At 67.9% G+C, this 24,525-nt stretch carries 23 protein-coding genes; 16 read left to right on the forward strand and 7 right to left on the reverse strand.

The features are described from left to right. The 5 genes from ON19_RS32895 to dmpG all read left to right on the forward strand — a co-directional run. On the forward strand, positions 1-513 hold a 513-nt coding region (locus tag ON19_RS32895), incomplete at its 5' end, for a lipase family protein (RefSeq protein WP_043701799.1). Between the two features lie 248 nt (positions 514-761). Beyond that, complete coding sequence (locus ON19_RS32900; protein WP_043701801.1) at positions 762-1,964, forward strand: cytochrome P450; 1,203 nt, start codon at positions 762-764, stop codon at positions 1,962-1,964. Between the two features lie 147 nt (positions 1,965-2,111). Continuing rightward, complete coding sequence (locus ON19_RS32905; protein WP_043701803.1) at positions 2,112-2,897, forward strand: 2-keto-4-pentenoate hydratase; 786 nt, start codon at positions 2,112-2,114, stop codon at positions 2,895-2,897. Between the two features lie 17 nt (positions 2,898-2,914). Next, complete coding sequence (locus tag ON19_RS32910) at positions 2,915-3,829, forward strand: acetaldehyde dehydrogenase (acetylating) (protein WP_043701804.1); 915 nt, start codon at positions 2,915-2,917, stop codon at positions 3,827-3,829. A gap of 46 nt (positions 3,830-3,875) precedes the next feature. Further along, positions 3,876-4,916: a 4-hydroxy-2-oxovalerate aldolase gene (gene dmpG, locus ON19_RS32915; RefSeq protein WP_043701805.1), complete on the forward strand. Its 1,041-nt coding sequence runs from the start codon at positions 3,876-3,878 to the stop codon at positions 4,914-4,916. A 67-nt stretch (positions 4,917-4,983) separates the two neighbouring features. Here dmpG and ON19_RS32920 read toward each other — a convergent pair whose 3' ends face one another. The 5 genes from ON19_RS32920 to ON19_RS32940 form a co-directional block, all read right to left on the reverse strand. Further along, positions 4,984-7,452 carry a CaiB/BaiF CoA-transferase family protein gene (locus ON19_RS32920; RefSeq protein ID WP_051169547.1) on the reverse strand — a complete coding sequence of 823 codons (2,469 nt, stop codon included), beginning with the start codon at positions 7,450-7,452 and terminating at the stop codon, positions 4,984-4,986. 55 nt (positions 7,453-7,507) lie between these two features. Beyond that, on the reverse strand, positions 7,508-8,467 hold the full coding sequence (locus ON19_RS32925; protein WP_043701809.1) for an enoyl-CoA hydratase/isomerase family protein: 960 nt from the start codon (positions 8,465-8,467) through the stop codon (positions 7,508-7,510). A 94-nt stretch (positions 8,468-8,561) separates the two neighbouring features. Continuing rightward, a complete protein-coding gene (locus ON19_RS32930; protein WP_043701811.1) occupies positions 8,562-9,686 on the reverse strand; it encodes a M24 family metallopeptidase in 1,125 nt (374 codons plus the stop codon). Further along, on the reverse strand, positions 9,676-10,911 hold the full coding sequence (locus tag ON19_RS32935) for a M24 family metallopeptidase (RefSeq protein WP_043701814.1): 1,236 nt from the start codon (positions 10,909-10,911) through the stop codon (positions 9,676-9,678). The genes ON19_RS32930 and ON19_RS32935 overlap by 11 nt, the downstream gene beginning before the upstream one ends. Continuing rightward, entirely contained in the window at positions 10,908-12,083 is a 1,176-nt protein-coding gene (locus ON19_RS32940; RefSeq protein WP_043701817.1) for an amidohydrolase family protein, read from the reverse strand. The genes ON19_RS32935 and ON19_RS32940 overlap by 4 nt, the downstream gene beginning before the upstream one ends. Positions 12,084-12,552: 469 nt before the next feature. Here ON19_RS32940 and ON19_RS32950 point away from each other — a divergent pair, with 469 nt between their 5' ends. The 11 genes from ON19_RS32950 (at position 12,553) to ON19_RS33000 (ending at position 23,373) form a co-directional block, all read left to right on the forward strand. After that, positions 12,553-13,158: a TetR/AcrR family transcriptional regulator gene (locus ON19_RS32950; protein WP_043701823.1), complete on the forward strand. Its 606-nt coding sequence runs from the start codon at positions 12,553-12,555 to the stop codon at positions 13,156-13,158. Next, the gene (locus ON19_RS32955; protein ID WP_043701826.1) at positions 13,155-13,661 is read left to right on the forward strand and encodes a hypothetical protein; all 507 of its coding nucleotides are present in this window, start codon (positions 13,155-13,157) and stop codon (positions 13,659-13,661) included. Before ON19_RS32950 ends, ON19_RS32955 begins: the two co-directional genes overlap by 4 nt. A gap of 399 nt (positions 13,662-14,060) precedes the next feature. Further along, positions 14,061-14,801: an MlaE family ABC transporter permease gene (locus ON19_RS32960; RefSeq protein WP_227955026.1), complete on the forward strand. Its 741-nt coding sequence runs from the start codon at positions 14,061-14,063 to the stop codon at positions 14,799-14,801. 13 nt (positions 14,802-14,814) lie between these two features. Beyond that, positions 14,815-15,660, forward strand: a complete 846-nt coding sequence (locus ON19_RS32965) for an MlaE family ABC transporter permease (protein WP_372478690.1) — start codon at positions 14,815-14,817, stop codon at positions 15,658-15,660. Between the two features lie 9 nt (positions 15,661-15,669). Next, positions 15,670-16,872 carry an MCE family protein gene (locus ON19_RS32970; RefSeq protein ID WP_227954824.1) on the forward strand — a complete coding sequence of 401 codons (1,203 nt, stop codon included), beginning with the start codon at positions 15,670-15,672 and terminating at the stop codon, positions 16,870-16,872. After that, a complete protein-coding gene (locus ON19_RS32975; RefSeq protein ID WP_043701832.1) occupies positions 16,869-17,891 on the forward strand; it encodes an MCE family protein in 1,023 nt (340 codons plus the stop codon). The genes ON19_RS32970 and ON19_RS32975 overlap by 4 nt, the downstream gene beginning before the upstream one ends. A gap of 2 nt (positions 17,892-17,893) precedes the next feature. Next, on the forward strand, positions 17,894-18,928 hold the full coding sequence (locus ON19_RS32980) for an MCE family protein (protein WP_043701835.1): 1,035 nt from the start codon (positions 17,894-17,896) through the stop codon (positions 18,926-18,928). Beyond that, positions 18,925-20,163, forward strand: coding sequence for an MCE family protein (locus tag ON19_RS32985; RefSeq protein WP_043701838.1), 1,239 nt, complete (start codon positions 18,925-18,927; stop codon positions 20,161-20,163). Before ON19_RS32980 ends, ON19_RS32985 begins: the two co-directional genes overlap by 4 nt. Positions 20,164-20,165: 2 nt before the next feature. Further along, positions 20,166-21,302 carry an MCE family protein gene (locus tag ON19_RS32990; protein ID WP_043701841.1) on the forward strand — a complete coding sequence of 379 codons (1,137 nt, stop codon included), beginning with the start codon at positions 20,166-20,168 and terminating at the stop codon, positions 21,300-21,302. Between the two features lie 2 nt (positions 21,303-21,304). Beyond that, complete coding sequence (locus tag ON19_RS32995; protein ID WP_043701940.1) at positions 21,305-22,753, forward strand: MCE family protein; 1,449 nt, start codon at positions 21,305-21,307, stop codon at positions 22,751-22,753. A gap of 149 nt (positions 22,754-22,902) precedes the next feature. Then, positions 22,903-23,373 (forward strand): DIP1984 family protein, encoded by a 471-nt coding sequence (locus tag ON19_RS33000; RefSeq protein WP_043701843.1) that lies wholly within the window; start codon positions 22,903-22,905, stop codon positions 23,371-23,373. A 224-nt stretch (positions 23,374-23,597) separates the two neighbouring features. Here the strand turns inward: ON19_RS33000 and ON19_RS33005 are convergent, their stop codons facing one another. Together ON19_RS33005 and ON19_RS33010 are read right to left on the reverse strand one after the other, a co-directional pair. Beyond that, the gene (locus ON19_RS33005) at positions 23,598-23,831 is read right to left on the reverse strand and encodes a hypothetical protein (RefSeq protein WP_043701845.1); all 234 of its coding nucleotides are present in this window, start codon (positions 23,829-23,831) and stop codon (positions 23,598-23,600) included. Further along, a complete protein-coding gene (locus tag ON19_RS33010) occupies positions 23,831-24,514 on the reverse strand; it encodes an SRPBCC family protein (protein ID WP_043701848.1) in 684 nt (227 codons plus the stop codon). The genes ON19_RS33005 and ON19_RS33010 overlap by 1 nt, the downstream gene beginning before the upstream one ends. Positions 24,515-24,525 lie beyond the last annotated feature (11 nt).

Raw genomic sequence — 24,525 nt, forward strand, 5'->3', positions numbered from 1 at the left:
GGGTTCGCGATCAACGGATTGCAGGCCCGTTATCCCGAGTTGAACAAAGCCCTGGACCGGGTGATCAGTCCTGCGGGGCGCGCGACGTTGGGGACGCTCAGCGATGAATGTATCGGTGACATCATCACTCGCCATCCGTTCCTGAAGACCGGCTCGCTGACCAAGGACGGTCGCTCGCTCACCGAGCATCTGGCGGCGATTCCGGAAGCGGCTCCGGCGTTGGCCGAACTGCGGGTGGGGAGTCTGCTTCCGGCCTCGCCGGTGCTGATCACCAGTGGTTTGAACGATGACACCGTTCCCTATGGTCAGGCCCGCCGGTTGGCCGAGGACTGGTGCGCGAAAGGCGCCACGGTCACCTTCCGTACCAACGATCTGCCGCCGATCTTTTCCGGCGCTACCATCCCGAACCATTTCGGACCCGAGATGATCGACGGCTTCGGCCCCGACAACGCGATCACCTACCTGCTCGACCGCCTCGCCGACAAACCCGTCACAGGCTGCACCTTCGACTGAAACCCCCCTGCGCCAGACCCCCGAGCGGGCCTCGCATCCGACGCTGTCGGATTGCGGGGCCCGCTCGCTTTCTATGGTTCGCCATTCCCTCGTCCGGAAGATGAGAATGACAATCTCCTGATACGAGAAGAACAGTTGCATCAACGTATCGGCAGATTTACACTTGCAGGACTCCGACAACTCGGTCTTCGGCTGAATCTCGTATGCGCCACCGAGGACGATGATGTTTCTGCGAGAGGCGAACCTCAGTGACCACCAGCGCGGCCAGCGACGTGTACTACGACCCGTACGATGTCGAACTCAATGCCGATCCGTACCCGATGTTCAAGCGGCTCCGCGAGGAGATTCCGCTGTACTACAACGAGAAGCACGACTTCTACGCGGTGAGTCGCCACGCGGATGTCAACGCGGCGTTGCTGGACAAGGACACCTACAGTTCCGCGCGTGGCGCGATCATCGAGCTGATCAAGGCCGATATCGAAATCCCCTCCGGCGTGCTGATCTTCGAGGATCCGCCGATCCACGACATCCATCGCAGCCTGCTGTCGCGGATGTTCACCCCCCGCAAGATCCGGGCGCTCGAGGACAAGATCCGCGAGTTCTGCGCGCACAGCCTCGATCCGCACGTCGGAACCGGACGGCTGGACTTCATCGCCGACATCGGCGCGCAGATGCCGATGCGCACCATCGGCATGCTGCTCGGCATCCCGGAACAGGACCAGGAGGCCATTCGCGACTTCGCGAACGAGCAGATGCGCACCGAGGAGGGCAAGCCGATGAAGGCCGCCTCCGAGGGCATGGTCAGCGGCGACATCTTCGCCGCCTACATCGACTGGCGGGCCGAGCATCCCTCCGACGACATCATGACCGAGCTGCTCAACGTCGAGTTCGAGGACGAGACCGGCACCGTGCGCCGACTGACCCGCGCGGAATTGCTGACCTATGTGAACGTGGTGTCCGGCGCGGGCAACGAGACCACGACACGGCTGATCGGATGGGCGGGCAAGGTGCTCGCGGAGCATCCCGATCAGCGCCGCGAGCTGGTGGAGAATCCGCGATTGATTCCGAACGCGGTCGAGGAGCTGCTGCGGTTCGAATCGCCCGCCCCGCACGTGGCGCGGTACGTCACCCGGGACGTCGAGGTGCACGGCCGGACCGTGCCGGAGGGCAGCGCCATGATGATGCTCATCGGCGCGGCCAACCGCGACCACCGGCAGTTCGCGCCGGACGGCGACGTTTTCGACATCCACCGCGACACCCGCCAGCACCTGTCGTTCAGTGTCGGCACGCACTACTGCCTCGGATCGGCGCTGGCCCGGCTGGAGGGGCGGATCGCGCTCGAGGAGATCCTCGCGCGGTTCCCGGAATGGGAAGTGGACGTGGCGAACGCGAAGCTGTCGCCCACCTCGACCGTTCGCGGCTGGGAAACGTTGCCGGCGTTCACCGCGTGAACCGCTTCCGGTGCCGCCCGGCCGCCGATGCCGTCCGGGTAGGAACCGACGCATCCGGGCCCACGGCATGCTCGCTCTCTGCGCGAGCCGGATCGGTGCGGACGTGCACATCGTGAACGCTCCTCGGCGACCAGGAAGGGAATCGAGATGTTGACTGCCCGCTCCCGCAGTGAGCTGGCTGCGAACCTTGCCGAGGCGGAGCGCGGCCGCAAACCCCTGTCGCCGCTGACCACCGCGCACCCGCGCATAGACGTCGTCGACGCCTACGCGATCCAGCTGATCAACATCCGCAGGCGCGTCCGCAACGGCGCGAGGGTTGTCGGGCACAAGGTCGGGCTCTCGTCGAAGGCCATGCAGCAGATGATGGGCGTCGACGAGCCCGACTACGGTCACCTGCTCGACGACATGCTGGTCTCCACGGAGGAGCCGGTGCCCGCCGGACGGTACTTGTCCCCGAGGGTCGAGGTGGAGGTGGCCTTTCTCCTGGGTGCGGATCTGCCCGGGGCGCAGTGCACCGAAGCGGACGTGCTCGCCGCCACGACGGCCTTCGCGCCCGCGATCGAGCTGATCGACTCGCGCATCGAGAACTGGGCGATCCGGTTGTGCGACACCATCGCCGACAACGCCTCATCGGCGGGATACGTCCTGGGTACGCAGCGGGTGGCGCCCGCCGATATCGACATCACCGCCATCGACGCGGTGCTCACCCGCAACGGGGAAGTGGTGGCCGAGGGCCGCAGCGACGCGGTGCTCGGCAATCCCGTCACGGCGGTGGCCTGGCTGGCCCGGAAGGTAGCGGGCTTCGGGGTGCGGTTGCGTGCCGGGGACGTCGTCCTTCCCGGATCGTGCACCAAGGCGATCGACGCCCACGCGGGTGACGAGTTCGTGGCCCGGTTCGCGGGCCTGGGCTCGGTCCGCCTCGCCTTCGACTGATCGGAACAAGGAGCGTTATGCCGGCGAAAGCATCCGTAGCCATCGTCGGGTCGGGCAATATCGGCACCGACCTGCTGTACAAGCTGTCGCGGTCGCAGTGGCTCGAGCCGCGCTGGATGGTGGGTATCGACCCGGCCAGCGAGGGTCTCGCGCGGGCCGCCCGGCTCGGGCTGGAAACCACCGACAAGGGGGTCGATCACCTGCTCGCGCAGGCCGAGAAGCCCGATCTGGTGTTCGAGGCCACCTCGGCCGCCGTGCACCGCAGGGCCGCCGCGCGCTACGCCGAAGCGGGGATCCGGGTCATCGACCTCACGCCCGCCGCGGTCGGCCCGGCGGTCGTCCCGCCCGCGAACCTGCGGCAGCATCTGGACGCGCCGAACGTCAACATGATCACCTGCGGCGGGCAGGCGACCATCCCGATCGTGTACGCGGTCTCGCGGGTGGTCGAGGTGCCGATCGCCGAGATCGTCGCGTCGGTCGCGTCGGTGTCGGCCGGGCCGGGAACCCGCGCGAACATCGATGAATTCACCAAGACCACCAGCCGCGGGGTGGAAACCATCGGCGGCGCCGCGCGCGGCAAGGCGATCATCATCCTCAACCCGGCCGACCCGCCGATGATCATGCGCGACACCATCTTCTGTGCCATCCCGGAAGACGCCGACCGCGCCGCGATCGCCGCGTCCATCCACGAGGTAGTGGCCGAGGTGCAGACCTACGTCCCGGGCTACCGGCTGCTCAACGAGCCGCAATTCGACGATCCGTCGGTCAATTCCGGAGGCCGGGCGCTGGTGACGACGTTCCTGGAGGTCGAAGGGGCCGGGGACTACCTGCCGCCCTACGCGGGCAACCTGGACATCATGACGGCCGCGGCCACCGAAGTCGGCGAGGAGATCGCGAAGCGGACCCTCGGCGTCGCGGAGAGCGCACGGTGAGCGAGACGGCGGCGACCAGCGACCGGACGATCGAAGGACAAGGCAGATGAGCGAATCCGATATCTGGGACGTCCGGATCACCGACACGTCGTTGCGGGACGGTTCACATCACAAACGACACCAGTTCACCCCGGACGAGGTGAGCGCCATCGTCGCCGCACTGGACGCGGCCGGCGTTCCGGTGATCGAGGTGACCCACGGCGACGGCCTCGGCGGCTCGTCGTTCAACTACGGCTTCTCCAAGACGCCCGAACAGCACCTGATCAAGCTGGCCGCCGAGACGGCCACGGAGGCGAAGATCGCGTTCCTCATGCTGCCCGGCGTCGGCACCAAAGAGGACATCGAGGAGGCCAGGGACAACGGGGGATCGATCTGCCGGATCGCCACCCATTGCACCGAGGCCGACGTGTCGATCCAGCACTTCGGGCTCGCACGGGATCTCGGCTTGGAGACGGTCGGCTTTCTCATGATGGCCCACACCATCGCGCCCGAGCGGCTCGCGGCACAGGCGCGGATCATGGCCGACGCCGGATGCCAGTGCGTCTACGTGGTCGACTCCGCGGGCGCCCTGGTCATGGAGGGCGTGGCAGACCGGGTGTCGGCGCTGGTCGCGGAACTCGGCGACGACGCGCAGGTCGGCTTCCACGGTCACGAGAACCTCGGCCTCGGCGTGGCGAACTCGGTGGCGGCGGTGCGCGCGGGCGCCCGGCAGATCGACGGCAGTGCCCGCCGGTTCGGCGCGGGCGCGGGAAACGCTCCGGTGGAGGCGCTGATCGGCGTGTTCGACAAGATCGGCGTCAAGACCGGCATCGATTTCTTCGACATCGCCGACGCCGCCGAAGACGTCGTGCGCCCCGCGATGCCCGCCGAATGCCTGCTCGATCGCAACGCGCTGATCATGGGCTACGCGGGCGTCTACTCGAGCTTCCTGAAACATGCTGTCCGCCAAGCGGAACGCTACGACGTGCCCGCCGCCCAGCTATTGCACCGTGCAGGCCAGCGCAAGCTGATCGGCGGCCAAGAGGATCAGCTCATCGACATCGCACTGGAACTCGTTCGCGAACGCGACGCCGAAGCGGCGAGCTAGCGCCGAGCGGTCCGCCCACCGTAGCAACCCCGCCGCGAAATGTGCTCTCGCGGCGGGGTTCCGGCGGTCACTCGGATTTCACCGGTGGGCGCGCGACGGCCGGAGTACCTCCGATGACACCGTCGTCCTGCAGCGCGCGGATTTCCGCCTCGCTCAGGCCGAGCGTGGTGAGCAGCTCCGTGTTGTGCTGGCCGAGCAGGGGAGCGGGCTGGCGATGGAAACGTCGCGGACCGGCGGAGAACCGCACCGGTACCGTGCTGTGCCTGGCCGTCTCGGCGACCGGGTGGGCGACCGGCTCGAAGAATCCCCGGTACTGCAGCTGTGGCAGTTCGAACTGACGATGCGGTTGCACGACCCGGGCGACCGGGACACCGGCGTCCCAGAGGACGCGGACGATCTCGTCGCTGTCGCGCTCGGCGCACCACGCGGCGAGCCGCTCGTCGATCAGGTCGTGCCTGCGGCGGCGGCCTGCCTCGGTCGAGAGTTCCGGATCCAGTGCCCAGAACGGAGTTCCGATCGCTTCCCGCAACCGCCGCCACTGCGCGTCGGTGGCTACCGCTATCGCCACCCAGCAATCCTGCGCGCCGAATTCGTCCACTCCCGCCGCGCGGTAGAGGTTCTGCGGCGCGGCGACGGGACCGCGGTTGCCGTCCCGCTCGAGCAGCACGCCATAGGCGGAGTACTCGATCACCTGCTCGGCGGCCACGTTGAGCGCCGCCTCCACCATCGCGGCCTCCACCAGCACGCCCTGACCGGTGCGCCGCCGGTATTCCAAGGCCAGCAGCAGAGCGTTGAGCGCGTGCACGCCCGCGTTCGGGTCGCCGATCGAGTAGGGCTCCACCGGATTCTGGTCCGGGTGGCCGGTCAGCCAGGTCAACCCCGAGGTGTCCTCGATGACGTAGGCGAAGGCCGGATGGTCGCGCCAGGGACCGTCCAGGCCGAATCCGGGCATCCGGACCATGATCGCGTCCGGGCGCAGTTTCCGTACGGCGGGGTAATCCAGGCCGATCTGTTCCAGCACCCGCGGCGTGTAGTTCTCGACGATCACGTCGCACGTGGCGGCCAGGCGCTTCAGCAGGTCCTGCCCGCGTTCGGAGCGGAAGTCCAGCGTGAGGCTCTTCTTGTTGGTGTTCAGCCCGGAGAAGATCGGAGACTTCTCCCACCACTGCTCTTCGGTCAGCGGCACGCCCGCGATGAGGCGGGTGCCGTCCGGTCGCCCGGCCGACTCCACGTGCACGACCTCCGCGCCCAGCATGGCTAGGAAGTGGGTGCACGACGGCCCGGCCCAGAACGTCGTGAGATCCAGGACACGAAGATCGCGGAACGGCAGGGGATCCCGCTCGGCCAGACCCGCCGCGCCGCGGTGCGCCGGGCGGCGGGCGCGGTATTCCTCGGTGTGCTCGCCGAGGCGCGGAGCAGGCAGCGGATCCCGCAGTAGCGCGGGCCGGGTGCGGTACGGCGGGCCGGGCTGGACGAAACCGTCGCGGGGGTTGACCGTGAAGAACTTCCGGGCCACGGGGTGATCCATGGTGGTGGCGTCGGCGCCGTTGACCACCGGGCCGTTGGGGATGCGGAAAGCCGTCGCCAGGTCGCGGATCACCTCGGCAGGCTGCTCGGCCAGCCAGGCGAAGATCTCCGGCGCCTTCTCGTTGGCCTTCTGGGTGATCCCCGCAGCGAGGTCCTCTTCGATCCATTCCGGATGGCCCACCATCGCGCACAGGTCGAACCACTGCTGGGCGGTGCCGCATCCCACCGCCACCAAACCGTCGGCGGCGGTGGCGACGCCGGGCACGCTGAGCCGTCGTTCGGTGCGGAACGGACGGCCGAGGGCGTCGAAGAAGGAGACCGGGAAATAGGTGAGCCCGAGGATCTGCGTCTCCAGCACGGACAGGTCGACGAGCTCGCCCCCAGCGGATCCGAGCGTGCGCAACCGCGATGTCATGGTGGCCGCACAGGCGTAGGCGCCGGCGAACCATTCGCCGACCCGGCCGCCCACGTGCACGGGCGCACGATCCGGTGCACCGCGGCCGAGCCCGACGATGCCACCGGACCAGGCCTGCAGAGTGAACTCGGTGGCCGGGCGATCGTGCCACGGCCCGTCCAAGCCGAAAGGGGTTATCGCGGTGACAACCAGGTGCCGATGAGCGCGGCGCAGCGCGCCGGGGGCGAGCCGGGGATGCTCGGCCAGGCGCGAACCCGGCGACCACACCACCACGTCGGCCGAGGCCAGCAGGCCGTCGACGAAATCCAGATCGGCGGCCACACCAGGGTCGGCGACGACACTTTTCTTCGAACCGGCCAGGAAGGCGAACAGCGCACCGTCGGCGCCGGGCTCGAGTTCGGCTCGGGAGGCCGACCAGCGCCGGAGGGGATCCCCCTCGGGCGCTTCGACTTTGATCACCTCCGCGCCACCGTCGGCCAGTAGTTTGGTGCAATACGCACCGGCGATCCCGCAGGAGAGGTCGACCACGACGCAACCGCGCAGCGGCGGCTCCACGGGGCGTTCGGCGCTGCTTGCGGAGTGTTTCGATGCCATGACCCTCACCGTTCCGATCACCGGCCCCGAGACCGCCGAGCACAGCCGCGGCGGACTAGACCTGCTTCTTGCGACCCGACTTGCTCAACCGGAACTCCGGCGGGAACTGCGCGTCGTTGTCCTTGACCGAGTTGTTCAGCCCGCCTTCGAAGGCGTTGTCCAGCATGAGTTCGTCGTCGTCGGCGTGGATATGGCCGCCCATCGACTCGAAGAACCCGCTCAGCAGGCTGCCCATGTACTCGCCCTGGTGCTGCTTCATCACCTCGAAGAAGACCTTCTGCATGAAGACCGTGTCGGTGGGCCGGTTGCGCGCACAGGCCAGCGCGTATTTCTCGGTCTCGGCTTCGAGGTCTGCCCGTGGCACGACCTTGTTCAGGAAGTTGCACTCGTACATTTCCCGCGCCGTGAACGCCCGGCCGGTGAAGACCATCTCCTGGAACCGGCGCAGTCCCATGGTCTGTGCCCACGTCCACATCCGCGGCCCCCAGCCGTAATAGCGGAAGGACGGGTGACCGAACAGGGCATCGTCGGAGGAGATCACCAGGTCGGCGTCGGCAGCCTGGTAGAAGTGCCAGCCGTAGCAGTAGCCCTTCACCTCCAGGATGCTGATCTTCTTGAACTCCTGGAGGCTGCGGCAACCGGCCTGGGCGTTGGCGTACCACTGGCTGATCGTGGCGCCGTGGCGGAAGGACTCCTTGGGCGGATACCGCACCTCGTCCTCGCCGATCTTGTACTCGCTCAACCGCGGGCCCTGGGTGGGCGCGTTCTGCACCGCCATGAACTCGGGGAGGTCGGCTCCGGTGCCGAGATCGTCGCCCGCGCCGCGCACGACGAGCACTTTCACGTCGTCGTCGACGCTCGCGCGATGCAACAGATCGGCATAGCGCAGCCGCGCCGCGATGGTGGGGGCGTTGAGATGGTCGGGCCGATCGAACGTGATCGTCGCGATCCGGGTCTTGGTGTCCTTCTCGTAGCGGATGATCTCCTCCGCCGAAGGCTGCTCGGGACCGGGCATGGACGGGCTCCTTTGCCGAAGATGAGACGTGTCCGGAACGTTCTGCCGGACACCGTGAACCGGTGCTCCGGCAGCAGCGCCGGAGCACCGATCCCTAGTGCTCCCAGTGCGGAGCGACGGTGAGCACCTCGGCGCCGTCCTCGGTGATCAGCACCGCGTCGCGTCCGAAAACCGCCCCGACACCCGGTTCCCACACGTAGCCGGTGACCGCGAGCACCATGCCGGGTTCCATGCGCTCCGCCTCGGCGCTCGCCCGCAGGTGGGAGGTCACCACCGGCGGGTCGAAACCCATGCCGAGGCCCCGCGCTACCGGCATCGGCGGCAGCGGTTCCCCCGCGATCTCGTAGGCGGCCAGCAGATCCGTGCCTGCCGATCCTGGGCGGCATGCCTCGATCAGGCGCGCCCACAACCCGTCCCACCGCCGGTACAGCTTCCGGACGCTGTCGTCGCCCTCGCCGCCGACCGGCCAGGTACGGCCGACCTCGCCGATGTAGCCCTCACCGAGGACCCCGGCGGAGAAGGCCACCAGGTCGCCCGGCTGCACGCGCCGGTCCGCGCCGGCCCGCCGCCACGGGTGTTCCCGCGAGGTCACCCAAGCCGAGTCCTGTGACGCCGGGGTGCTGACGCCGCCGGCCGCCATGGCTTCCAGCAGCACGCCGATCAGCGCCTGTTCGGTGACGCCCGGCGCGAGCTCGGCCACCGCGGCGGACAGACCTGCCTCGGCGATCCGCAGCGTGCCGCGCAGCACCTGCACTTCCTGGTCGGTCTTGATCCGGCGCGCGGCGCGCATCGCGAGTTCGCCGTCGACCAGCTCGGCGTTGGGGAAGGCGATCGGCAGCAGCTTCGCGAAGGTGGGCGACAGCGCGTCGGTGCCGACCCGCCGGGCGTTGGCGGCTCCCTCGATGCCTTGCAGCACGCCGATGGTGTTCATCGGATTCCACGCGATCCCGTAGAGGTGATCGTGCGGGATGTCCTCGGGCACGCCTTCGTCCCAGGTGCTCAGCAGATGCACCGCACGTGTTTCCCGCACCACCGTCGCCACCGGCCCGAACGGGCGGGTGCCCGCGACCCATAGTTGCGGTGTGCCAGAGACGTAGCGGGCGTTCGCCTGGCGTCCGAGAACCAGGACGTCCAGGTCATGGGCTTCCATCTGTGCCAGTGCACGATCGCGCCGCCCATGTCGCAGGGCGCGATCGTCTGGCACGACCTCAGTGGCCATACGGGGCATAGGGGTAGTCGGTGAGGGACGTCCAGCCCTCTTCGGTGATCACGATGATTTCCTCGCTTCGGTAGCCGCCGGTGCCGTCCTCCCAGACCACCGGCTCCAGAACCAGCACCATGTTCGGTTCGAACACGAAGTTCTCGTCGAACTCGTCGCCGAGATCGGTGCCGATCATCGGCATCTCGGCGGCGCTCACGCCGATTCCGTGTCCCAGGTAGAAATGCGGCAGCCAGGGTTTGGTGCCGCCGTTGGCGGCGATCGCCGCCCGGGCGAGTTCGGCGGCGGTGGCCCCCGCGCGAGTCACGTCCAGCACCGCGGTGAGAATCTCCCGCCAGCGCTCGAACTGCTTCTGCTGACGAGCGTCGGGCTCGGCGCCGACCGTCCAGGTGCGGCCGAAGTCCGAACAGTAACCGCCGTAGGTGATGCTGACGTCGGTCCAGAGCACGTCGCCGGCAGCCAGTTCCCGCTCTGTGGTCAGTAGCGGGAGGGCGAGATCGCCGTGCGTGGTCCAGACGCCGTCGGCCTTGGTCTCCGGCATCACCTGCCAGATGGCGTCGAGCATGTTGGCGGTGGCGCCCAACTCGAAGGCCCGGCGCACGAAGCTCGCCGACAGATCCATCTGCCTGCGTCCCGGCACCAGCGCCGCCTGCACGTCGACCATGGCCCGCTCGGTGATCCGGCACGCGGTGCGGATGCAGGCGATCTCGTCCGGTGTCTTGATCAGCTTCGCGGGTCCGATGACGGCCGCGGCGTCCGACGGAGGGCCGCCGGGGAACAGCGTGGACTGCGCCCGCGACATGGCACCGGTGCACTCGTCCACCGCGATGGTCGCCCCGTCCGGGACGAGATCGGCGATCAGTCGGGCGAAAGCCGCCACGCCCTCGTCGAATTCGAGATAGACGGGCCCGTGCAGGTGATCGGCGGGCAGATCCGATTCCGCCGAGGCTCCCTCCCGGAAGGGCAGGAAGAGGTGTGGCCACGGATCGCCCGCGACGACCACGGCGACCGGTCGCTCGACGTGCGCGAGCCCCGCGTCGCCGAGGGGCCAGTTCGCGCCGGTCGCGTACACGACATTGCTGTTGTTCAGCAGGATCAGCGCGTCGACGCCCTGATCGGCCATGGCCGATCGCAGCCGCGCCCCGGTGTCGCGCCGCATGCGGGCGCGATCCGGTATCTCGGGGATCTCGACCGACGAGGTCGCCGCGATGGGGAACGACGTCATGAGACCAGACCCAGGAATTCCGCCACGTTGCCGCTGACGATGCGGGCGGCGTCCTGCGGGCCCACCGCCTGCACGACGGCTTCCAGGGACTTCTCCGAGTAGCCGAACGTACTCTCGTTGTGCGGGTAGTCCGACGACCACATGACGCGGTCGCGGCCGATGTGATCGATCAGCGACAACCCGAGCGGGTCCACCATGAACGACGCGCGCATGTGGTTGTCCCAGTAGTAGCGCACGTCGTGCTCGACCGGGCGGTCGAGCATGTGCTGGAAGGAGGCCAGCATGTGCTCGGCGTCCTGGATCGCCGCGGGCACCCAGTTCACGCCGCCTTCGAACCAGCCGATGCTGAGGCCGGGATGCCGGTCGATGATGCCGCTGAAGATGTATTTGGAGAACAGTTCCCGGAACGGCGCGACGTTGTGCATCATGCCGACGGCGACGCTGTTGATTTCGCAGGGGCTCGACAGCGGCGACTCACCGATGTGGTGGGAGACCGGCACGCCGGACTCCTCGATCGCGTCCCACACCGGGATCATCGCGGTGCTCGCGTAGTCGATGACCTTGCCCTCGTCGTCCTTGCCCGCCGACAGCGGCAACAGGAAAGTCTTGAGTCCCAGCGACTTCAGTTCCGCGAGGGTGCGGCGAGCGCCGTCGGCATCCCACCAGTTGATCAACCCGACGCCGTAGAAGGTGCCGTCGGATTGTTCCTGCAACTCCGCGATGTAGGCGTTGTACACCCGGAAGGACAGTTCCCGGATCTCTTTGTCCGGGTAGAACAGCAGCGCCAGCAGCGCGTTCGGGAACGCGAGTTCCTTGGCGATGCCGTCGGCGCGCAGATCCGCGATGCGTGCCTCCATGTTGGCGCTGCCGGAACCGTCCAGCGGGTCGTACTGCATCAGCACGTGGCTGAAGTCCCCGGGCAGGAACGACTTGCCCTTCCGGCCCAGCTGGTAGGCGCCGTCCTCGTACCACACGCGTGGGGCCCGGTCCTTGAGGGATTCCGGGAAACGCTCGTAGAAGATGTCGTGCGCCAGCGAGATGTGGTTGTCGGCGGAGAACACTTCGGTGCCCGCGGGCAGGCCCACCGAACCCTCGGCGTGCCCGCGACGGTCCTTCGGGGGACCGAAGCCGCCGGGCGGGTACAACGAAGCACTGCTGGTCGGAACCGACATCTTGACCCTCCCATGGATCTGTTGGCTGCACGGAACCGTCGTCCCGCCGGCGTGGGTGGCGAACGCGGAGCCCGGTGGCGGCGTGGACCGCGACCGGAGATCCGCCTCGACTGTGGTGGCCGGGCTCGCGATGACCCGCGCGGCGGCGATCCTCCTCGGATCGCGGCGGTGTCCGTTATGGGAATGACGTTATCACAGTAGGAGAGGGAGACCTACGCCTGTCGTCATATTCGGACCGAATAGTGCGCCTTGTACAGCGAGAATGGGGTTATCACCAGAATCCTGGAGAACCGGTGTGATCACCCAGGATGTCGTCGCCGAGGCGGATCTGTTCTTCCAAGGGTCCCATCCGATCGCCGGTGTCAGGTGAAGGTTCCGGAGAGGTCGAATCGATGCCCGTGAGACCCTTGTCACATCGGTAAAACCAACCTACTGTGTGTTCACTAGGTTTGATCGAACAGGGATTTTCGTGACTACTCCTCGTCCTTACGCCTCCCTGCTGGCAAAAGGTGAAGACCGCCGACAGCGCATCCTGGCTGTCGCCCAGCGACTGCTCACCCGAAATGGCTGGCGCAGTACGACATTGGCTCAGATCGCCCGGGAGGCCGGCGTGAGCCCGGCCGGGCTGCTGCACCATTTCCAGTCCAAGGAGCAACTCCTGCACGCCGTGCTCGACGCCCGCGACGCCGACGACGCCCGCGAAGCCGACGTGACCGGCGATCTGTTCCTGGAGATCCGTAAGGTCGCCGACCGCATCCAGCGCTCACCGGAGCTGGTGGGCACCTTCGTAGTTCTACTGGTGGAGAACCTGCTGCCCGAGGCTCCACTGCACGAGCGCCTGCTCGACCGTTGGAAGGTGGCCGTCGGCATCGTCGCCGACGTCATCCGCCGCAACCAGGAGATCGGACGGTTCCGGCCCGATTTCGACCCTGACATCCGGGCTGTGGAAATCGTCGCTTTCATCAATGGAATGGAGATCTCATGGATGCTCGACCACTCGATCCCGCTGACCGAGGTGTTCAACGAGTACACCAGGTCACTGGCCCGCGACTTCGCTCCGGCTGGGGAACGATGAGATACCGCCTCGACGTCGTCGCGACCAGCGTCGTCGATGTCGTCGAGCACGCGGGCGGATGGCTGTTCGACCGGTCCGTCGCCGGATGGGACGTCACGGTGCTCGTCGCCGATCTGTCGGACACCCGGCCGCTGCGCATCCTCGGCGCGGAAGTGCTCGAACTCGAGCAGGTGCTCGCCTCGCGCGGGCAGGGTCGTCAGCCGCACGCGCTCGCGGTCGCCGCCGATGTGTGCGAGTGCGATCGCCGGGCGCGCCGGGGTCTGTTGAAGGCGCTCGACGACGGTGGCGTCCAAGTGGTGGTCTGGGGTGAGGGCTGGCCGTCGCCGCCGGAGCACCGGGTCGATCCGGTGCTGCACCGGCTCAGCGTCGCCGCGCAGGCCTTCAAAGCGCAGGCGCTGACCGCGGCGGCGGTACCGGCCACCGCGGTCGGAACCACGGAGGTCTTCCGCAGCGGGCTGTCGTCCTTCCCGCCGATCGGTGCCGACCTCAGCCCCGTCGGCTGACTCTCCCAGCTCCACATCGCTTCGCGCCCGGCTGATCCTCGGCCGTTCGCGTTCGCATCTTCCCGCCGCGCCGTTCGACCGCTCGTCATCCGGTCGCGGGGCACAGCCCGCCGCGCCGACCGGTCCCACCCTGTCGAGCGCCCTCGATGCGCGCGCCTTCCTGCGGCTTCCGTGTAATCGCCAGTACATCCGCGTATTGAATTCTCATTTCAAGTGTGCAACCGTATGCGTATATGAGAATGGCATTTTCCACCACAGAGAGGGTGATTAATGCAATCCCAGGCACAGGCGCCTCCTCCTGCCGCGACCGGGCCATCCGGGCGCGCAGGAACGGGCCGCAACCGTCTGCTGCCGGGACGGGGCCTGCCTGCCACGCTCGCGCGAGCGGCGTCGGGGCCCATGCAGGCCGTCGGCGGGCTGTTCGCGATGTCCGCGGACGCCGTGCGGTTCTTGTTCCGCAGACCGTTCCAGACCAGGGAGTTCCTCGAGCAGTCGTGGTTCATCGTGCGTGTCTCGCTGGTGCCGACGCTGCTGGTGGCGATTCCGTTCACGGTGCTGGTCAGTTTCACCCTCAACATCCTGTTGCGGGAACTCGGCGCCGCAGACCTCAGCGGGGCGGGCGCCGCGTTCGGCGCCGTGACGCAGGTGGGCCCGATGGTCACCGTGCTGATCGTGGCCGGGTCCGGCGCGACGGCGATGTGCGCCGACCTCGGCTCGCGCACCATCCGCGAGGAGATCGCGGCGATGCAGGTCCTCGGCATCGATCCGGTGCAGCGACTGGTGACGCCACGGATGCTCGCCTCCGGCTTGGTGGCGTTCCTGCTGAACAACCTGGTGTGCATCATCGGCGTGATCGGCGGCTACGTGTTCTCCGTCTATGTGCAGGACGTGAATCCGGGCGCCTTCGCGGCCGGGATCACGCTGCTGACCGGGATCGACGAGGTGATCATCTCCTCGGTCAAGGCTTTGCTGTTCGGGCTCGTCGCCGGGCTCGTCGCCTGCTACCGAGGGTTGATCGTGACCGGTGGGGCCAAGGCCGTCGGCAACGCGGTCAACGAAACCGTGGTCTACGCCTTCATGTCCCTGTTCGTGATCAATGTCGTCGTCACGGCGATCGGCATTCAGATGACCGTCCGGTGAAGGAGCGGCGCTCGTGACCCTGATCGCGCGCTATCCCAAGACATTTCGACGGATCCGGCGGCCGTATCAAGCGTTGGGCCGGCTCGGCGACCACGCCATCTTCTATCTGAAGGCGCTGGTGTACGCGCCGTTCGCCGCCTGGCACTACCGGCGGGAAACGGTCCGGCTCATCGCCGAGATCAGCATGGGCTCCGGGGCATTGGCGGTGTTCGGCGGGACGGTGGTGATCGTCGGGTTCCTGACCTTGGCCACCGGCGGCACCCTCGCCGTCCAGGGCTACAGCTCGCTGGGCAACATCGGCATCGAGGCGCTGACCGGCTTCCTCTCGGCGTTCATCAACGTGCGCATCTCCGCGCCGGTGGTCGCGGGCATCGGGCTGGCGGCCACCTTCGGCGCGGGCGCCACCGCCCAGCTCGGCGCGATGCGGATCAACGAGGAGATCGACGCGCTGGAATCGCTGGCGATCGAACCGATCGCCTATCTGGTCGGCACCAGGATCGTCGCGGGCATGATCGCGATCGTCCCGCTGTACGCCCTGGCGGTCATCGCCTCGTTCATCGCGAGCAGACTGACCACCGTCGTGCTGCTGGGGCAGTCCGCTGGGTTGTACGACCACTACTTCGGGACCTTCCTGAACCCGATCGATCTGGTGTGGTCGTTCGTGCAGGCGATCTTGATGGCCTTGACGGTCCTGCTGATCCACACCTACTTCGGTTTCTTCGCCAGCGGGGGACCGGCGGGTGTCGGTATCGCGGTGGGAAACGCCGTCCGGACCTCGCTCATCGGCGTCGTCTCGGTGACCCTGCTGGTCTCGCTGGCGGTCTACGGCGCCAACGGGAACTTCGACCTGTCCGGCTGAGAGGTGCCGATGTCATCGACGATGAAGTCGCTCACAGCGCTGTCGCGCGAGCTGGCGCGCCCCGCGGCCGGGCTGGCCTCGATCGCCCTGGGTATCGCGGTGATCAGCCTGAGCCTGACCATGTTCAACGGCGGGTTCGCCGACACCGTGCCGGTGACCGTGCTGTCGCCGCGTGCCGGCCTGGTGATGTATCCGGACGCCGACGTCAAGATGCGCGGTGTCACGGTGGGCAAGGTCGAATCGATCGAGGAACGCGCCGACGGGCTCGCATCGATCCGGTTGGCCATCGATGCCGGACAGCTGGATCTCATTCCCGCCGACGTGCGGGTGGACATCGCCTCGACGACGGTGTTCGGTGCGAAATTCGTCCAACTCGTCCCGCCGGAACGCCCTGCGCGGCAAGCGATGCGCGCCGGCCAGGTGCTCGAATCCGACCACGTCACCGTGGAGATCAACACCGTCTTCCAGCAGCTGACCTCGGTGCTGGGCCGCATCGAACCGGAGAAGCTGAACGAGACGCTCGGCGCGATCGCAGGCGCGACCGGCGGGCGCGGCGACAAACTGGGTCTGATGCTCGGCGACCTGGAGAACTTCCTCGCCCAGCTCGAGCCCGGACTGCCCGCTCTGCAAACGGATCTCGCCATGGCGCCGCAGGTGTTGAACACCTACGCCGACGCGGCGCCCGCCTTGCTGGACACGGCCCGCAACACCGCTGCGATCAGCCGGACGATCGTGGACGAACAGCAGAATCTCGATGCCATGCTGATCGGGCTGATCGGGTTGTCCGACATCGGAACCCAGGTGCTCGGCGACAACCGCGCCGCGCTGGACAGCGCGCTGGCGGCCCTGGTGCCGACCACGACGCTGACCAACGAGTACCACGAGGCATTGACCTGTGCGCTCGACGGCTTCGGGTGGCTGTCGCAGTCGAAGCCGGTCGACGTGCCCGGGCTCGGGCTGTCGGCGAACTTCCTGTTCGGCACCGAGCCCTACCGGTATCCGCGGCATTTGCCGAAAGTGGCCGCCACGGGCGGTCCGCAATGTTCGGTGATTCCGGTTCCGTACGAGGGACGGCCGCCATTCGTGGTCGCCGACGTCGGCGCGAACCCGTTCGAGAAGGGGAACCAGACCGTGGAGCTGAACGTGGGCAACCTCCCGCAGGCGCTGTTCGGTCCGTTCGCCGGGGCACCGGGCCAGGGGGCACCCCGATGACGCCGCGCAACTCGCCGTTGCTGAAGTTCGGCGTCTTCGCCGCGGTCATGCTCGTGCTGTCCGGGTTCCTGCTGCTCGTGTTCGGCGACTACCGGACCGGGTCGCGGGCCGAATACGCCGCCGTGTTCACCGACTCCTCCGGGCTGCGTTCGGGCAACACCGTGCGGATCGCCGGCGTGGAGGTGGGCACGGTGCGTGCGGTCTCGTTGCGCGACGACCACACGGTCAGGGTGACCTTCGACGCCGAACGCGGCGTCGCGCTGACGAACGGCACGGCGGCAGCCGTCCGGTATCTCAATCTCGTCGGCGACCGCTACCTGGAATTGTCCGACACCGCCGGATCGACCGGAATCCTGAGCGCGGGCTCGGAAATCCCCGTCGAGCGGACCTCGCCCGCGCTCGACCTCGACCTTCTGCTCGGCGGCCTGAAGCCGGTGATCCAGGGCTTGAACGCCCACGAGGTGAACGCGTTGACCTGGTCGCTGCTAGAGATATTCCAGGGCAAGGAGGGCACCCTCGACTCGCTGCTGTCGCGGACCTCCTCGTTCACCACCGCGCTCGCCGGGCACAGCGAGGTGATCGGACAGGTGATCGACCACCTCGGCGCCGTCATGGCGACGCTGGCGAAAGACGGCGAGAAGTTCGCGGGCACCATCGACCGGCTGGAACAGCTGGTCACCCACCTGTCCCAGGACCGCGACCCGATCGCCGAGGCGATCGTCGCTCTCGACAACGGCACGGCGACCATCGCCGACCTGCTGACCAGGGCCCGTCCGCCGCTGGCGGGCACCGTCGATCAGCTCGCGCGGCTGGCCCCGCTGGTCGACCAGGACAAGCAGCGGCTGGACGACGCCTTGCAGCGGGCGCCGGGCAACTACCGCAAGCTGGTGCGCACCGGCGCCTACGGCAACTTCGTCCAGTACTACATCTGCGCGGTCACCGTCCGGGTGACCGACGACGCGGGGCAGGTGGCGGTGCTGCCCTGGATCGAGCAGAAAACCGGAAGGTGTAGCGGGTAGCGATGCTCGAGTACCGCGGAAGTCATCTGGCCCGGCACGGCGTCATCGGCGTCGTGCTCGCGGTCTGCGTCATCCTGGTCGGACTGCAGTCCCAGAAGTTCATCGACTGGGCGACCACCGTGCGGTACCAGGCGGTCTTCAGCGAGGCGGGCGGGCTGGCCGTCGGCGACGACGTGATCGTCTCCGGCCTGAAAGTGGGCCGGGTGTCGGGTGTCTCGCTACGCGGGGGCGACGCCTGGGTGACGTTCGCGATCGATGAGACGATCCGGCTCGGCGACGAGAGCGCGGCGCAGATCAAGACCGGTTCGCTGCTGGGCAAGCGGGTGCTGACCGTAGTCTCCTCCGGTGGCGACACACTGCGGCCGTTCGGCGTCATCCCGCTGGAGCGGACCTCCTCGCCCTACTCGCTGACCGACGCGGTGGGCGAGTTGACCACCAATGTCTCGGAGATCGACACCGACTCGCTCAACCGGTCGCTGGACATGCTCTCCTCGACACTGGACCGCGTCGCGCCGCAGCTGGGGCCGGCCTTCGACGGCGTGACTCAGCTGTCCCGCTCGATCAACAGCCGCAACAGCGCACTTCGGGACATGCTCAGGACCACCGCCGACGTCACCGAGATCCTCTCGCAACGGGGCGGTCAGCTGAATGCACTGATCCTGAACGCGAATTCGCTGCTGGACGTATTGGCCGCGCGCCGTCAGGCGATCGTCGAGCTGCTGGCCAACACCGCCGCGGTGGCCAGGCAACTCTCGGGCTTGGTCGCGGACAACGAAGCCGAGCTCGCGCCGACGCTGAATCGGCTGAACTCGGTGGTGGCGATGCTGGAGAAGAATCGCGACAACATCGGCGCGGCGATTCCGGGTCTGGCGAAAGTCGCGCTCACCCAGGGCGAAGCCGTGTCCGGCGGCCCGTTCTACAACGCCTATGTGGCGAATCTGATCCCCGCCCAGCTCATCCAGCCGTTCATCGATCAGGCCTTCGGCATCCAGCCGCCCAGCCAGTTCCCCCTCCCGAGCCCGGAGCCGCCCCGATGAAGAAGAGAATCCTCGGCGTCGCCGGTGCGGTGATGGTCGTCTCGCTGGTCGTCACCGGTGCCTACCTCGGGTATCGGACAGTGTTCGGCCCGAGGACGATTCGTGCGGTCTTCGCCTCCGCCACCGCGATCTATCAAGGCGACGATGTGCGCGTGGCCGGTGTCGGAGTCGGCCGCATCGCCTCCATCCGACCGCGGGGAACCAGCACCGAGATGGTGCTGGAAGTCGACCGCGACGTCCCGATTCCGGCCGACGCCAAGGCGGTGATCGTCGCCCAGAGCCTGGTCGGTGCCCGCTACGTGCAGCTGACGCCCGCCTACCGCACGCAGGGGCCGACGCTGCCCGACGGCGGGGTGATCCCCTTGGAGCGCACCGCCGTCCCGGTCGAGTGGGACGAGGTGAAGACCCAGCTCACCCGGCTGGCCACCGAACTCGGCCCCGGCATGGACCTGACCGGCAGCGCGACCGGCCGTTTCATCGACAGCGCCGCGAACGCTATGGCGGACAACGGCGCGAAGTTGCGGCAGACGCTGGCTCAGCTGTCCGGGATCGGGCGGGTACTGGCCGACGGCAGCGGCGACATCGTCGGCATCATCGCCGACCTGCAACACTTCGTGACGGTGCTGCGCGACAGTGACGTGCAGATCGTCGAATTCCAGAACCGGCTGGCCAGCCTGTCCAGCGTGCTCGCCGACAGCAGATCGGACCTGGATGCCGCGCTGAGCGAGCTGTCCGTCGCGGTCGGGGAGGTCCAGCGGTTCGTATCCGCCAACCGGGACGGCGCGTCCGAACAGGTGCAGCGCCTGGTGAACGTGACCCAGAATCTGGTCGATCACCGCGACGACGTCGAGGAACTGCTGCACATATTCCCGACGAGCATCGCCAACTTCTACAACATCTACAACCCGGACACCGCGACCGAAGCGGGCGTATTCGTTCTGAACAATTTCTCCGATCCCGTGCAATTCGTGTGCTCGTCCATCGCCAGCCTGGAGAAGACGACCACCGCGGAGGCGGCGCAGAAATGCCGTGACTATCTCGGGCCGGTGCTGGGACTGCTGAACTTCAACTATCTACCGTTCCCGGTCAATCCGGTGCACGGGCCGAGCGCGCGCCCGGAGAACCTCATCTACACCGAAGACCACCTGATCCCCCAGGTGGTGGCGACCGACGGACCGCCACCACCGCCCCTGCCGAGCCTCGCGGACATCCTGTTCCCCGGCGGAAGGCGTTGACCATGAGAACTTTTCCGCGACGCGGCTGTCGTCCGCTGCTCGCCGTGAGCGCCTGCTCGATCTTGACGCTCACGGGATGCGGATGGCACGGAGTGAACTCGCTGCCGCTGCCCGGCGCCCCTGGGCAGGGTACGGACGCGACCGTCGTCCAGGTGGACATGGCGAATGTCGGCACCTTGGTGGCGAATTCGCCGGTACTGGTGGACGACGTCGTGGTCGGCAGCGTGCGCGGGATCCGGCTCGACGGTTGGCATGCGGTGGTGGAGGCGTCCATCCGCGCGGACGCCGCGGTGCCCGCGAACGTCGTCGCGACGATCGGGCAGACCAGCCTGCTCGGATCCAGTCACCTCGCGCTGAACGTGCCCGCGGGCGCCGAACCGTCCGGGAAGCTGGCCTCCGGGGCCAGCATCCCGATGAACAAATCCTCGACCTATCCCTCCACCGAACAGACGCTGGCGTCGCTGTCGGTGGTCGTCAACGGCGGCGGGCTCGGTCAGCTCGGCGAGATCATCGGCAACTTGAACGACGCCTTCGACGGACATCAGGGGCAGATCGGCGCGCTGCTGGTGCGCCTCGACACGATGATGGGCGTCATCGACGGCCAACGCGACGACATCATCGCCTCGATCGATGCGCTCAACCGGCTCACCGGACAGTTCGCCGAGCAGCGCGATGTGGTGACCGAAACCCTCGAGCGGCTGCCCCCCGCGCTCGACGTGCTGCTGGCACAGCGGCCGAACATCATCGCGGCGCTGGATCGGCTGCGCACCTTCAGCGACACCGCCACCGCCGTGGTCACCGACGTCCGGACGGATCTGGTGACGAATCTGCGCAACCTGGAGCCGACGCTGCGGGCGCTGGCCGACGTCGGCCCGCAGATCGATGGGGCACTGGCGTACGCGACCGTGTTCCCCTACGGCCAGATGGTCATCGACCGCGCGGTGCAGGGCGACTACATGAATCTGTTCGCGACAGTCGATCTCACGGTTCCGCGGCTGAAACGGGAATTGCTGCTCGGCACGCCGTGGGGTGATCCGACCGCCGTGGTACAGGCGGCAATCGGCGACCCGGGCTACGCGCAGCAGACCTCGAACCCGCTCGGGGCCGGGATCACACCGCCGACCACCGGAGGCCGCTGATGCTGCTGTCCCGTTTCGTCCGCACCCAGTTGCTGATCTTCGCGGTCCTGTCGGTGATCGGGCTGACGGCGATGGCGACGGTCTATATGCGCTTGCCCCACCTGGCCGGCGTCGGCACCATCAGCGTGTCCGTCGAACTGCCCGCCACCGGAGGGCTCTACCGCTTCGGCAATGTCACCTACCGTGGCGTCGAAATCGGCGAGGTGAGCTCGGTCGAGCTGACCGGCGACGGCGTGCGCGCCACCCTGAAGATCGACAGCTCCTACGACATTCCCGCCGACCTGACCGCGGAGGTGCGCAGCGTGTCCGCGGTGGGTGAGCAGTACGTCGAACTGCGGCCCCGTACCGACTCGCCGCCCTATCTGCGCGACGGCGCGGTGATCGAGTCGCGGCACACCACCGTTCCGCAGCCGGTCGGCCCCATGCTGGATTCGCTCAGCGATCTGGTGGGCAGCATCCCCACCGACAAGCTGCGCGAACTGCTCGACGAACTCTTCCAGGGCATGCACGGGGCCCGATACGACCTGGACTCCCTGCTGACCTCGGCGCAGACCCTCGCCGCCGACTTGAACGGAGCGGGAGGCCGGACCCGCACGCTCGTCGAAGACGCTCGGCCGCTGCTGGATTCGCAAGTGCGCTCCGCCGACGCAGTCCGGATCTGGACGCGTAGCCTCGCCGGCGTCACCGGTCAGGTCGTCGAGAACGATCCGCAGGTCCGCACGCTGCTGCGCTCCGGTCCCGGATTCACCGGGGAGGTCGCGCACCTGTTGGACTCGGTGAAACTCACGCTGCCGATCCTGCTGTCCAACCTGACGACCGTCGGGCAACTCGGCGTGACCTACAACGCCGGACTGGAGCAGATACTCGTCCTGCTGCCACCGGCGATCTCGATGATCCAGGCCGTGCAACCGAATCGGAACGCCTCCGGCCTCGGCCTCGGCGACTTCCGGTTGGGCGGCATCTCCGACCCGCCCGCGTGCACCGTCGGATTCCTGCCGCCGTCGGCTTGGCGATCGCCGGAGGAGACCGACACCATCGACACCCCGGACGGCCTGTACTGCAAACTGCCCCAGGATTCCGACATCGCCGTGCGCGGAGTGCGCAACATCCCGTGCGCGAACAACCCCGCCAAGCGGGCGCCGACCGCCGCGCTGTGCAACAGCGACGAGCAGTTCCAGCCGCTTGCCGCCGAACAGCCCTTGCTGGGGCCCTATCCGCGCGACCCCGGCCTCGAAGGGCAAGGCGTCCCACCGGACTCCCGCTCGGTTCCGGGCGCGCCACCACCGGCCGCACCGGCGTCAGCGCCCGGAGAGCCTGGCGCGCCCTCGATCGGCATCGCGCGATACGACCCGAGAACCGGGAACTACCTCGGTCCGGACGGCCGTCTCTACCAGCAGAGGGACCTGGTCGCCACGACCGGCCGAGCCTGGACCGACATGCTGCCGCACTGACCGCCACGAGGAGCTGATCGGCCGCGGCAGACCCTGCGACGACGGCGAGCAGGAGTCGATTTCCCAGGGTGGCAGAGTAATCGGCGTGACTCGCGCGGTGGAATGACCGATACTCGACCTTCACGAGTCGATGTCCGGAGGTAGGGGACTTGAAGCTGGCGGAGGCGTTGGCGTTGCGCGCGGATTCGGCGCGCCGGATCGAGCAGTTGCGTGCTCGCGTTGTGAGCAACGCACGTTTTCAGGAGGGGGAGGAGCCCGCCGAGAACGCGGCCGCTCTGCTCGACGAGGCGGGCGAGGTGCTCGAGGACTACGAGAAGCTGATCCGGCGCATCAATCGCACCAACGCCGCCGCGCGGATCGGCGACGACGGCACCTTGACCGACGCACTGGCCCGCCGGGATGCGTTGCGCCTGCGGCACTCCCTGGTCACCGCCGCGGCGGACGCGGCGGCGGGCAAGGGGCAGCCCGGGTACGCGCGTCAGTTGCGATCGGAGCTGAAGATGTTCTCCGCGTTGCCGGTCGCCGAACTGCGTGGGCAGGCCGACGACCTGGCCCGGGAACTGCGGGAACTCGACGTCCGCATCCAGCGCTCCAACTGGGAGGTCGAACTGTTGGACTGAGCGGGGAAGTGGAGCAGGTAGTCATCGCGGAGGCGTGCACGAACCCGATGGCCGGCGGGATATTCGGCCACTTTCTCGGCGCACGATGGGCAGTGCGAAGGGTTCGACTCCCTTCCTCACACCGCAGCCCAGCACCGCGCACAAGAGACAGTGCACAGCACACAGCACACCACCATGTGCAGATCCGTGACGGCGAGGGCGGGTAAGGGGCACTCCACTCTTCGCTAGTCCCAGAGTTTGCCGCACGGCAGGTGCGGCAGGTCGGGGCGGACGTTGTCGTCGACGGTGACGACGAATCCACCGTGGGCGCCCAACTCGGCGACGACGTCCGCTATCTGCGCCGCGCCCGCCTGGTAATCCATTGCGAAAGCGCCGGTTTCGATGCGTATGTGGCGGGTCCGCGCGGCCACGTTCCGAGGGAGATTCCCGGCGAGCACCGTACGGGCGGGCCGGGACATCAGGGTACCGATCGCGCGGAGCGTTTGCGGAGCAAGAGGGCGAAGAGTAGGACGAGGACGCCGGCGAAGGCCAGTCCGCCCAGCCGCGTGGCGCTGCTCGCACCGGCGGCCTGGAGCAGATCGATCGGCTCGGCAGGCTTGCGCGGCGCGGTCTGGGTGGGAGCGGCGGCCGGTGTGGCGGAGTCCGGAGCAGCCGAGAGGATGCGCGGTTGCGCGTCCGGTACCGGCGCGGCCTGCGCCGACGCGGTGATCTCCGCGGCGAGATTGGTGGCGAACTGGCCGATGAGCGTGCCCGCCACGTCGGCGAGCGCGCCGCGCCCGAACTGTGCGGGCTTGCCGGTGATCGCGAGGTCGGTGTCCACGAAGACGTCCGTGGTCGCGCCGGATTCGACGAGGCGGCAGGTGATGGTGGCCTTGGCTGTTCCGTTGCCGCGGGTTTCGCGACCGCGCCCTTCCAGCACGGCGATCCCGGCGGCCTCGTCCTGCGAGACGACCTTGATGACCCCGCTGTAGCTCAGCCCGACGGGGCCGAGTTTGACCTTGATCTTGCCGTGGAAGTCGTCGCCGTCCCGGGAGGTGATGGTGGCGCCGGGAACGCAGGGGGCGATGCGTTCCAGATCGAGCAGCACCTGCCAGGCCTGCGCGGCCGGGACGGGAATGGTGAAGGTGTTGTCGAGTTTCATGGAAGTCCTTC

It is taken from the genome of Nocardia abscessus NBRC 100374 (genome assembly GCF_000308455.1).
GTDB lineage: Bacteria > Actinomycetota > Actinomycetes > Mycobacteriales > Mycobacteriaceae > Nocardia > Nocardia abscessus.